12 protein-coding genes are annotated in these 10,346 nt (G+C 45.6%); 3 read left to right on the forward strand and 9 right to left on the reverse strand.

Features of this window, described 5'->3' with window-relative positions:
- Positions 1-61: 61 nt before the first annotated feature.
- Positions 62-1,417 carry a glucose-6-phosphate isomerase gene (locus SIN01_RS07960; RefSeq protein ID WP_010024236.1) on the reverse strand — a complete coding sequence of 452 codons (1,356 nt, stop codon included), beginning with the start codon at positions 1,415-1,417 and terminating at the stop codon, positions 62-64.
- A gap of 213 nt (positions 1,418-1,630) precedes the next feature.
- On the opposite strand from SIN01_RS07960, the gene SIN01_RS07965 reads away from it, so the two are divergent.
- Positions 1,631-1,861 carry a DUF378 domain-containing protein gene (locus SIN01_RS07965; RefSeq protein WP_010024235.1) on the forward strand — a complete coding sequence of 77 codons (231 nt, stop codon included), beginning with the start codon at positions 1,631-1,633 and terminating at the stop codon, positions 1,859-1,861.
- Between the two features lie 56 nt (positions 1,862-1,917).
- Here the strand turns inward: SIN01_RS07965 and asnB are convergent, their stop codons facing one another.
- Together asnB and SIN01_RS07975 are read right to left on the reverse strand one after the other, a co-directional pair.
- Positions 1,918-3,801 (reverse strand): asparagine synthase (glutamine-hydrolyzing), encoded by a 1,884-nt coding sequence (gene asnB / locus SIN01_RS07970; RefSeq protein WP_010024234.1) that lies wholly within the window; start codon positions 3,799-3,801, stop codon positions 1,918-1,920.
- A gap of 169 nt (positions 3,802-3,970) precedes the next feature.
- A complete protein-coding gene (locus tag SIN01_RS07975) occupies positions 3,971-4,195 on the reverse strand; it encodes a helix-turn-helix domain-containing protein (protein WP_010024233.1) in 225 nt (74 codons plus the stop codon).
- Positions 4,196-4,378: 183 nt separating this feature from the next.
- Between SIN01_RS07975 and SIN01_RS07980 the strand changes: the two genes are divergently transcribed.
- The gene (locus tag SIN01_RS07980) at positions 4,379-4,741 is read left to right on the forward strand and encodes a helix-turn-helix domain-containing protein (protein ID WP_010024232.1); all 363 of its coding nucleotides are present in this window, start codon (positions 4,379-4,381) and stop codon (positions 4,739-4,741) included.
- 142 nt (positions 4,742-4,883) lie between these two features.
- Here the strand turns inward: SIN01_RS07980 and SIN01_RS07985 are convergent, their stop codons facing one another.
- The 5 genes from SIN01_RS07985 to SIN01_RS08005 all read right to left on the reverse strand — a co-directional run bounded on the left by SIN01_RS07985 (position 4,884) and on the right by SIN01_RS08005 (position 8,717).
- Positions 4,884-6,101, reverse strand: coding sequence for an NAD(P)/FAD-dependent oxidoreductase (locus tag SIN01_RS07985; protein ID WP_010024230.1), 1,218 nt, complete (start codon positions 6,099-6,101; stop codon positions 4,884-4,886).
- A gap of 623 nt (positions 6,102-6,724) precedes the next feature.
- Complete coding sequence (locus tag SIN01_RS07990) at positions 6,725-7,090, reverse strand: HesB/IscA family protein (RefSeq protein ID WP_010025363.1); 366 nt, start codon at positions 7,088-7,090, stop codon at positions 6,725-6,727.
- 108 nt (positions 7,091-7,198) lie between these two features.
- Positions 7,199-8,044 carry a diaminopimelate epimerase gene (dapF, locus tag SIN01_RS07995; RefSeq protein WP_039745816.1) on the reverse strand — a complete coding sequence of 282 codons (846 nt, stop codon included), beginning with the start codon at positions 8,042-8,044 and terminating at the stop codon, positions 7,199-7,201.
- 60 nt (positions 8,045-8,104) lie between these two features.
- On the reverse strand, positions 8,105-8,335 hold the full coding sequence (locus SIN01_RS08000; protein ID WP_010025360.1) for a hypothetical protein: 231 nt from the start codon (positions 8,333-8,335) through the stop codon (positions 8,105-8,107).
- Positions 8,336-8,387: 52 nt separating this feature from the next.
- Positions 8,388-8,717 carry a YuzD family protein gene (locus SIN01_RS08005; RefSeq protein ID WP_010025359.1) on the reverse strand — a complete coding sequence of 110 codons (330 nt, stop codon included), beginning with the start codon at positions 8,715-8,717 and terminating at the stop codon, positions 8,388-8,390.
- A 187-nt stretch (positions 8,718-8,904) separates the two neighbouring features.
- Between SIN01_RS08005 and SIN01_RS08010 the strand changes: the two genes are divergently transcribed.
- Positions 8,905-9,126: a NifU family protein gene (locus SIN01_RS08010; protein WP_010025357.1), complete on the forward strand. Its 222-nt coding sequence runs from the start codon at positions 8,905-8,907 to the stop codon at positions 9,124-9,126.
- Between the two features lie 55 nt (positions 9,127-9,181).
- Here SIN01_RS08010 and SIN01_RS08015 read toward each other — a convergent pair whose 3' ends face one another.
- Complete coding sequence (locus tag SIN01_RS08015; protein WP_141306035.1) at positions 9,182-10,171, reverse strand: YutH/CotS family kinase-like spore coat protein; 990 nt, start codon at positions 10,169-10,171, stop codon at positions 9,182-9,184.
- Positions 10,172-10,346: the final 175 nt, after the last annotated feature.

The following is a 10,346-nucleotide window of genomic DNA, read 5'->3' on the forward strand; positions in this document are numbered from 1 at the left end:
GTTAAAAAAGTTTCGCCGTCAATCGGCGAAACTTAACGATCTTCCTTTTAAACATTTTGCATTAATGATTCAGACGCGCTTCGAGTGTTGCCTTCTCCGATTCATAGCCCGGTTTGCCAAGAAGAGCGAACATGTTCTTCTTATACGCTTCAACACCCGGTTGGTTGAATGGATTGACACCGAGCAGATAGCCACTGACAGCTACCGCTTTTTCGAAGAAATAAATCAAATAGCCAAAGTGATAAGCCGTCAATTCAGGAATCGAGACCACCAGTTGCGGCACTTGGCCGTCCGTATGAGCAAGACGAACGCCTTCAGCTGCTTTCTTATTTACGTAGTCCATCGTTTTATCTGCCAAGAAGTTCAAGTTGTCCAAATTTTCCTTTTCCGCCTTAATGGCTACATTCTTTCTTGGTTCATCAACAAGCACGGCCGTTTCGAACATCACACGCCGGCCTTCTTGAACGAACTGGCCGAGCGAGTGGAGATCGGTACTGAAGTCCGCAGATGATGGATACAGACCCTTGAAATCCTTGCCTTCACTTTCGCCAAATAGCTGCTTCCACCATTCTGAGAAGTAGTGCAGATGCGGTTCGAAGTTAACCAACATTTCAACCGTTTTGCCCTTGTTGTACAAAATATTGCGGACAGCCGCATATTGATAGGCTTGGTTCTTACTCAGTTCCGGTTCGCTGAAATCATTTTGTGCGTCGCGCGCACCACTCATGAGCTCATCAATATCAATGCCTGAGGCGGCAATTGGAAGCAGCCCGACAGCCGTCAAGACGGAGAAACGTCCGCCCACGTCGTCCGGAATAACAAACGATTCATAGCCTTCCTTATCGGCAAGTGTTTTTAAAGCGCCTTTTGCCTTGTCTGTTGTTGCATAAATTCTTTGTTTCGCTTCTTCTTTTCCGTATTTGTTTTCTAGGAATTCGCGGAAAACACGGAATGCGATCGCCGGTTCGGTTGTCGTTCCCGATTTCGAGATCACATTGACCGACACGTCCTTGTCCTTTAGAACGTCGAACAGTTCGTTGAGGTATGTCGCGCTGATGCTGTTGCCTGCGAAAAATACTTGAGGTACTTTACGTTCCTCTTTAGGCAGCACATTGAAAAAAGAATGGTTCAGTGTTTCAATAGCAGCGCGGGCTCCCAAATAAGAACCGCCAATACCGATAACAACCAGAACGTCTGAATCCGATTTAATTTTTTCAGCTGCTTTCTTAATTCTCGAAAATTCTTCTTTATCGTATGCAGTCGGCAAGTCAAGCCAACCCAAAAAATCATTGCCTGCGCCCGTTTGTTCATGAATTGCTTTATGGGCAGCAGAAACTTGTGACGTCATATAGTCCACTTCATGCTGTGCAAAAAAGGAAAGCGCATTACTGTAATCAAAAGCAACTTTCTTGCTCATCTCATCGGCCTCCATTATTCATTATCATTCCTTCTTAACTGTACAAGACCATGGGCGCAAATTCAAGTCATCATGGATGAATATTCCTCGATTTGCAAACGATTTCACAATGTGATCATATTTTGTTATCAATCGCCTCAATCCAATTTAAATGAATACTTTTGCTAGAAAAAGACATGATAGGGATGCACGCACATAAAAGGAGGAACAGTTATGAGCGGTTTGCAGAGAACATGTCTCGTCTTGCTTATTATCGGAGGAATTAACTGGGGGCTGATCGGCTTCTTTCGCTTTGATCTCGTCTCCACCATTTTCGGAGGCGCAGGATCCGCTCTCTCTCGTCTTATTTATGGTATTGTCGGACTCTGTGCCTTGTATTGCCTAACAATCCTGTTTCGCCCAAGCGAAAGTGTGGAACACGAACGTGAAACGCAAACACGTTAAATGATGCACACCAATAAAAAGGATCTCAGCCGTCATGGCGGAGATCCTTTTTATTATTATACTTGAAAAGCAGGTTCAGGGTGAACCGTCACCGTTTCCTCAATGAAGATCTGATGCCAGAGCATGAACATCAGTATTGTCCAAATTTTTCGACTGTTGTCGGCTTTGCCGCTGCAATGATCATCCAGCAGTTTCAGCGCATAAGATTTATTGATCAATGCATCTGTATGACTATCATGAATCAAATTTACCGCCCAATCGTGCAGTTCGTCCTTAAGCCAGATACGGATTGGAACCGGGAATCCTAATTTTTTTCGAAACAGAATCGAATCGGGCACAATGCCGCGCATCGCCTCTCGGAAAGCATATTTCGTTGTTCCTTCTCCAGTCCTCAGCGCAGTAGGGAGGGTCCGCGCTGCTTCAAAGACATGTACATCCAAGAATGGGACACGCAGCTCCAGCGAATGGGCCATTGTCATGCGATCGGCAACAGTAAGAATATCGCCACGCAGCCATGTCTTAAGATCAACCAGCTGCATCTGGTCCAATTTGTTTTCAGAAGCTTGGTTATAAATTGGATCCGTTATCTTCGTGAAACGCGCCTGATCAGAGTACGTTTTGAGCACAAATTTCTTCTCTTCCTCATCAAAGATGAACGCGTTGCCGACATAGCGCTGCGAGAGCGGTGTCGTCCCACGGAGCAAATAGCTGCGCCCTCTCATTCCGACCGGCATCTGCTGAGCAATGGCGTGTAGCAAATTTTTGCCAAGTTTCGGAACCTTGTCAAACCAGTTTAAAGCTAGCGGCTCACGGTATATATTATACCCGCCGAATAACTCGTCGGATCCTTCGCCCGACAAGACAACTTTCACTTGTTTTCGCGCTTCACGCGCAACAAAATAATTGGGTATTGCTGCTGGATCCGCCACTGGGTTATCCAAATGCCAGACAATCTTCGGTAATTCTTCCAATACCATTTCCGGTGTGATCTCCAGCGAATCGTTCTGAACGCCTAGCTTATCTGCCGAGTCCTGAGCAATATCAATTTCGTTATATCCTTTGCTGGCAAAGCCAACGGTAAATGTTTTGATTTGCTCATTATAACGCTTCGCTAGTGCCACAATGGAAGTCGAGTCAATGCCGCTGGACAAGAAGGCGCCGACCGGGACATCACTTCTCATGTGAATTTTCACTGAGTTGATTAACGCGTCCTGTATCTTTTTCTTAGCATCCTCCAATGTCTGTTCCACAGGGGCAAAGCTTGGTTCCCAAAATGCCCCCTTGGTCATCGGTTCACCGTCTTTTTTGAGCAGATAATGCCCCGGTTCCAAGCACTTAATATCCGCAGCAAGTGTCTGCGGCTCCGGAACAAATTGGAAGGTCAGGTAATATTGCAGTGCTTCTTCCGCGACCGGATGCGTGTTTTCACCAACAAGCATACTCTTCATCTCAGAAGCAAAGAAGATACCCTCCTCTTTTTCCATATAATAGAACGGTTTGATGCCGAAATGGTCGCGTGCAGCAAAAAGTGTCCGTTCCTCTTTGTCCCAAATAATGAATGCAAACATCCCCCGCAATTCATTCACGCAGTCGATTCCACGATCCGCATACAGGGCAACAATAACTTCGGTATCTGAGGTCGTCTCAAATTGAAAGCCTTTTTTCTTTAATTCATTTCGCAGTTCAACGTAGTTATAAATTTCACCATTGAAAATGATGTAATAGCGTTCGTTTTCATAAGGCAGCGGCTGATGTCCGCCCGCCAAATCGATGATGCTTAATCGGCGAAAGGCAAGTTGTACTTGGTCATCTGTATAATAGCCTGCATCATCAGGACCACGGTGATTAATGATCTCTGCTCGCGCGGTCATTTTATTCTGTTTGTGATTCCCCGGTTGCAAACGATGATCGTTTGCAATATAGCCGCAAAATCCGCACATATCAATTCTCCCTTTCAAAGGAACGATAGAGTCACTAGGCCGATCGGTTCGTATCTCTACTTCATTCACTAAATTATTTCATCCTTGTTTTAGTTTATCATCAACACGAACAAAATCAACGTTATGTATGCGTTCCATCAACAATCATTTTCTCCACTCTTTTTATAAATCATCCTTTTTCATCCATTCCTTCTCTTTCCGTAAAAAAGGTTTCAATCGGTTGGTTCAAAACGGTTGCTACCTTTGCAAGCATTTCTGCGCTAATCTTACTTCGCCCGCTTTCCAAGTAAAAGTATCCATTGGCGCTCTGATAACCGATTTGCCGTGCCATCTCTCGTAAGGACATTTGCGATTCCCGTATCTTTTTCAGCTTCGCTAAATCAACAGTCAGCATAGGCTAACTCCCTCCAAGCAATTTCCTTATTGGTAATTTTAATCAAAATTATAGCATATTTTTCGCTAATATTCTCAATAATTTTTCCTATTTGGTAAATAAAGCGCATGTGCAATGAGAACATGATACTATTTTCTTGTTTATGTACGCCGTGTAATGTATGTACAGGAGGAACCATTCGGAATGGAAAATACACTCGGCAGCCGGATTCGCTTTTTGCGTGACGAGCAAGGCTTATCTCAGTTGGAAATGGCACGTCAACTAAATATTTCCAATGCGCAGCTCAGCCGCTATGAATCAGGCGCAAGGAAGCCGGATCCGGATATGATTGTGCAAATTGCCGATTATCTGAATGTCTCCACCGATTACCTGCTTGGTCGTACGCTCATGGTTAACGAGCCGGAAATAAGCTACACAACCCTTGAAGATCAAGTACTGTTGAATAAGCTAAAAAGTATACCCGGACTGGACCGTTTGATCGACCAAATGGCTGAAGAGCCGGAAAAAGCGGCAACATTGATCAAAATTTGGTCTGTTCTTCAATAATTAATAAAAAAAGCTGTACCGCTCATTTCATCCGAGGTACAGCTTTTTTTAATGCACTTTTCTAAGAAATTGCATGATCTATAAGAACAAACGCCTTTGATCAGCCGGACGGTTAATCAAAGGCGTTTGTTCTTGGTTCCCTTTACAGAAGATTTAATTTGCCCTTCTTCAGAACGAGCGGGACTCCGCCAAGCATCAGCAAATAACGGTCGTCAATCACTTTTTTCATTGCTGCAGCCGGCTTTCCGGTCAATTTATGATCAAAGACAACGCCAATGGCCTGTTTTTCACCAAGTGAAGCAACAGTACCCTTTGGTTTATAAACAAAAGCCTCGGTCTTTTCTCCATGGAGAATATGTTTGATGTTCTTAGCAAGATTCTCAGCTTCTTGAATCGCAATCTGCGCGGTTGGCGGGTAAGGACGTTCTGCATCTTTCGGGAAGACCACGGCGACGTCGCCGACAGCAAAGATATGATCATCCTCTGGATAACGAAGATCCTCAGTTACCTGGATCTTGCCGCGGTTTGTTTCGAATCCGGAATCAGCAGGAATATGATTGGCTTTCACGCCTCCGGTCCATACCACCGTACCCGCTTGAATCTCTTCCAGTTCCTCGCTATCTTTTTTCTGTACTTTAACACCTTCAGGGGTTGCTTCTTTAATAAAGGTACTTAGTTTAAATGTAACGCCCTTGCTCTCTAAATAATTCTGCGCATATTTTGCAAGTTCACGATCAAATGGAGGCAGAACGAAAGGCATGCCTTCAACATCGACAATTTTGACCTTGTTCGGATCAATATCGTATTCTTTGCACAGATCAGGAATTCGATCCACGAGTTCTCCAAGGAATTCAATACCGCTGAGCCCGGCTCCGCCGACAACAATGGTCAGATCACTGTCCTTAGCATCCGGATCATTGTTGTAGCTTGCAAATTTATACTCTATATGTTCACGGATTTTGCGCGCTGTATTTACACTGCGAATGGCAAATGCATTTTCTGCCAATCCTTTAATACCGAACGTATTCGATTCAAACCCAAGGGCAACAATGAGATAGTCGTACTCGATCTCGCCGTTTTTGAGCGCAACTTTCTTGTTCTCCCGGTCAATTGATCCTACTGTGTCTTGGACAAATTTAACGCGCTTTGTGTTTATGACATTCTTAATCAACATTCTCGTGCGGTCATGATGAATGGTTCCCGCTGCTGCTTCATGCAACCAAGTTGTTTGGTAGTGATAATTGTGCTTGTTCACCAGTGTTATATCGGCATCCTCCGCTTTTAATTCCTTTTCGAGGCGTACGGCTGTCATCATGCCGCCGTATCCGGCTCCAAGGATCACAATTTTGGGCTTGCTCATGGTATTCACTGCCACCTTTTTTATAATATGAAAGAAAATAAAGCCTTTGTCTAATGAATGGACTCATCGTAGGCCTGAATGATCACGTGATGATCCAAGCAGACAGAAAATTCTATGCGATGATTTGTTTTTCCTCATTAATAATATGTCTTTTTTGTTAACATTTCAAGGATAATTTGTGTCGAAATCAGGCGATTTATGTATTTTATTAAAGAACAGGAAACGACCTTTAACGGACGGAGCAGAGCAGATTCGACTGACCGAGAACATTTATTAGAAAAACCGGTCAAAAAGCGCCCGGTCCTCAATCTCCAACCATGTGTGATGGGCTCGTGTCTTTCCGGTGCTGAATCGTCGCTTCGGTTACTCGCTGGCACGGGCGCACCGCGAGCTTCCTCAGACAGGGCAGGAATCTGCGGGGTCTCGCTGGCACGCTTTTCCCGTAGGCGCCAGAGCACCTCCGCTTTGATTCTTGGCCATGACACTATTTTATTGGTTTGAATACATGGCAAATTTTATGTGCTTTCTTATCCTGTGAGAAAACAAAAAACCATCTTCTCGTTAAATACGTTTCAAGAAGATGGTTTAGCGTCTCTATTACCGATGAAAAAGTTAGTGAGCGATCAGCAGTCGCACTGCTTTGCCGGCTGACCTTCATTATCTGCAGTCTTAAATGAATGACCGCATCCGCATGAAGAAATTGCATTCGGATTGTCGATTGTGAATCCTCCGCCATCGAGATTTTGTTTAAAATCAATGGTAACGCCATCGAGCAATGGTGCGCTGTTTTGATCAACAACGACTTTAAAACCTTGTCCTTCAAAAGCGAGGTCACCGTCAATCATTTTATCATCAAATCCCATGCCGTACGTCAGTCCGGAGCACCCGCCACCGCCGACACCGACACGCAGGAACAGATCTTCTCCCGGTTCATTTGCCAACATTTCTCGAACACGAAAGCTTGCTGGATCGGTCAACGTAATATTCATTTCCTTCAGCTCCTTATGTGAGTTACTAACATTATATCCTGATGTGCGATGAATCACAATCAAAGTCGATTAGAAATGGTTTTTTCGTTCATCCTCAATACAGATGAGTCAGTGCTCATAAAAATACACACCGTCACAAATTGTCTTCGCCTCTCCGGTCATCAGTACATGATTGGTTGTGGATTGCCATTCAATCGTCAGATCGCCACCGTCAAGATGAATCGTGATCGGTATATCCTTCCGCGCACGCTCTTCTAAGATCGCGGCAACCGCTGACGCACACGCGCCGGTGCCGCATGCTTGCGTAATTCCTGAGCCGCGTTCCCAAACACGATAGTTCAATTCGTGATCGCTGAGCGGTTGAACAAAGCCGATATTGGCACCGCTAGGAAAGAGCGGAGCGGTGTCTGCGAGCAGTTTTCCCAGCTGATGAATCGGTGCTTCTTGAATATGATCCACAAAGAACAGGGCATGCGGATTCCCCATTGATACCGCCGTAAATCGATAGACCTCGTCCGCGATAGTCAATGGCTCCTCAATAACGCTCTGCCCTTTCGGCGTTCCGGCAACCGGAATCCGCTCCCGCTCAAGGATCGGTTCACCCATATCAACCGTTACCGTTTCAACAATTCCATCTTTTGTATGCACGGTTGCCTGCTTGTTGCCGGAACGTGTCTCAATCAAAAATTGCTTGCTGCGCACCAAATGGTGGTCATAGACATATTTGGCAACGCAGCGAAGTCCGTTGCCGCAGTTCATCGCCTCGGAGCCGTCTTTATTAAAGATGCGCATTTGCACATCGGCTGAGTCTGAAGGCAAGATGAGGATTAAGCCGTCTGAACCGATCCCTTTATACGGATCGGATACACGGCGTGCAAGTTCAGGAAAAGACGAAACCGTCAGATCCCGCGTGATTCCGTCCAGATATATATAACAGTTGCCCAGCCCATGCATTTTCGTAAACGGTACGTCTTGTCTCACAATTATCGCTCCATTTCTCGGATTCAATCATTTCTAACGCAGCACCTGCGTAGCCCAAATATAATCGCGATCCATTGTCTCAATCACGATTTTCTCATGGCAGCAAGGCATGACGAGATTGGTTTTTATTCCTTGGAATGCACGTGCTTCCGCCTCCTTTTTTAAAGAAAGCAGAACCGGTGATTCATGACAAAAGGGGCACTCTTCAAAATAAAGATCACTGGCCACTCGTTCATAGGGCCAGCTGTGATGAAAGTCAAGCATGCGGCAATTCCCCCCATTTTATTTTGATTCTTTATGATCAGAATGCTGTTCCTTACTCCTTGTTCTTTCCACTATTGTCCAAGGGAGTCAACCCGCTGCGAATGCAGAACTGCACGATCGGTTTTAAGGCAATAAATCCCTCGCCAAGCACTTCATCTTCATGTACGACCAATGGGTAAAAAAAGTCATCAGCAAGAATCTTCGTGCAGTACACGCGATCCTTCTCTGTTTCCGGCTGATAAATATCAATATAACGGACAAGAACTTTCTCTCCGAATTTGCGGCTTAAGGCGGCATCAAGCCATTCCGCCGTCGTTTTTGACGGCGGCGCTTGAACGCAGCTTGCACATACGGCTTCTGCACCATAGACGGTGAGCTCCACTCTGTTCACCTCTGACTTGTTGTTGAATTATAAATTAATATAGCAAATTCAGGCGCTTCCGTCACTGATTTGATTTCCATCTTTCTCATTCTCGAATCAAACGTGCGCCGCAATGAATCGAATAAATAGATTTTCTGTCTCAAAAAAGATATAATGACCCTATATGTGATAGTTAAGGAGTGAGTGTATGTATCAACAAGTCGAAGAAGTATTGGAGAAACTTCGTCCTTATTTGCTTCGCGATGGCGGAGATGTTGAATTACTTGAGGTTGAGGACGGCGTGGTACGCGTTCGACTGCTCGGTGCATGCGGCAACTGCCCGAGCTCAACGCTCACATTGAAAGCCGGCATTGAACGGGCACTCATTGAAAATGTTCCCGGAATCAAAGAACTGGAACAAGTTTTTTAAAATAAAAATCGTCCGTAAACAAAGGCCGCTCTTCATGAGCGGTCTTTGTTTCTCATTATGGACGTATCAACCATTCCGGTGCGTGCATGCGTCCTTCATAACGATCGATCACACCCTTTAAAACCCGCTCGCGCTCTTTTATTTTTTCTCCGCACCGGCGCAGCTGAAGCTCAAGCATCCGCTGGTCATCGCCTTGGTTGGCGAAATAACGCTCACAACATTCGATGAACGCCAGGGGATAAAGCAGCCGACCAACCATCCGCTCAATCACCGGTTCGCTGAGCGGAAAACGCGCTTCATACGCATCAAGAAAAGCATTTGCAACGACATCTGCGTCACCAGCACCGCGCCAGGCAAAAAGACGCATTGCTTCGGCTAAATCTCTTGAACGGTCATCGATCACCCACTGCGAAGGGTCTTCTGTCATTTCCTGTTCACCGATTGAATAACGATAGTGACCGACACACAACTGCTCCTGATTCGGATAATCAATGGCATCGTCGGCATACATTTGCACAGCATTCTCAGCGCAACACGAAAAATAAGGAAAGAGTTCGATAAATGTTCGCTCGAAAGAAGACGGATCTTCTTCACTGCGGCATCGATCATAGTAGCCTTGCAGTGCATCCAGTCGGCCCGACAATTTTTCTCTTCTTGAAGCAGCCGGTGACTCAGGGAAGGCTTGCAGATTTGCACCGATTGTCCGTGCATGCAGTTCGCCAAGCAGATCCGCTGACGAGCGGCGCTGCTGGCGGGGTTCAAGCTCCGGTCGGCTCATTAAGACCCATGAACGCCCATTCATTTTCGTCTCGTAGCCGCCATCGCGGTTAACCATTATGCGCGACACCGGAAAATCGGCCTTTTCAGACAGAAAGTCTGCGACACGTGCCAATTGTTGCAGATTTTGATGGTAAAAGCGGTTCAATGGTTGAAAATAAAGCATGACTGGCGCGTTCAGATCATCCAAATCATAGTAGTAAGCAGCGGTTTTTCGCACATCCGGCATCTCCACGTTCTGAATCCCTCCAGTCGTTTTGCCAGCCATAATCCCTTTCTATTCATTTTATCGGTTAATCTGCGAACTATGCCTTCGCTTTTCTGCAATCGTCACTCCCACTGGCAGCTTTGCTGTTCCGCCAAGGCACTGTTTCTACCGCTGCACGAGCTCAACGGACTAAAGTCCATAAGAAAAGACCGGGCAAAAAGCGCCCGGTCCTTAC

This window comes from Sporolactobacillus inulinus (assembly GCF_006539285.1).
Lineage (GTDB): Bacteria > Bacillota > Bacilli > Bacillales > Sporolactobacillaceae > Sporolactobacillus > Sporolactobacillus inulinus.

Excerpts from the sequence above, each read along its gene's own strand:
- SIN01_RS07960 (WP_010024236.1), bottom strand. The coding sequence starts at position 1,417 with ATGAGCAAGAAAGTTGCTTTTGATTACAGTAATGCGCTTTCCTTTTTT.
- SIN01_RS07965 (WP_010024235.1), top strand. The coding sequence starts at position 1,631 with ATGAGCGGTTTGCAGAGAACATGTCTCGTCTTGCTTATTATCGGAGGA.
- asnB (WP_010024234.1), bottom strand. The coding sequence starts at position 3,801 with ATGTGCGGATTTTGCGGCTATATTGCAAACGATCATCGTTTGCAACCG.
- SIN01_RS07975 (WP_010024233.1), bottom strand. The coding sequence starts at position 4,195 with ATGCTGACTGTTGATTTAGCGAAGCTGAAAAAGATACGGGAATCGCAA.
- SIN01_RS07980 (WP_010024232.1), top strand. The coding sequence starts at position 4,379 with ATGGAAAATACACTCGGCAGCCGGATTCGCTTTTTGCGTGACGAGCAA.
- SIN01_RS07985 (WP_010024230.1), bottom strand. The coding sequence starts at position 6,101 with ATGAGCAAGCCCAAAATTGTGATCCTTGGAGCCGGATACGGCGGCATG.
- SIN01_RS07990 (WP_010025363.1), bottom strand. The coding sequence starts at position 7,090 with ATGAATATTACGTTGACCGATCCAGCAAGCTTTCGTGTTCGAGAAATG.
- dapF (WP_039745816.1), bottom strand. The coding sequence starts at position 8,044 with ATGCATGGGCTGGGCAACTGTTATATATATCTGGACGGAATCACGCGG.
- SIN01_RS08000 (WP_010025360.1), bottom strand. The coding sequence starts at position 8,335 with ATGCTTGACTTTCATCACAGCTGGCCCTATGAACGAGTGGCCAGTGAT.
- SIN01_RS08010 (WP_010025357.1), top strand. The coding sequence starts at position 8,905 with ATGTATCAACAAGTCGAAGAAGTATTGGAGAAACTTCGTCCTTATTTG.
- SIN01_RS08015 (WP_141306035.1), bottom strand. The coding sequence starts at position 10,171 with ATGGCTGGCAAAACGACTGGAGGGATTCAGAACGTGGAGATGCCGGAT.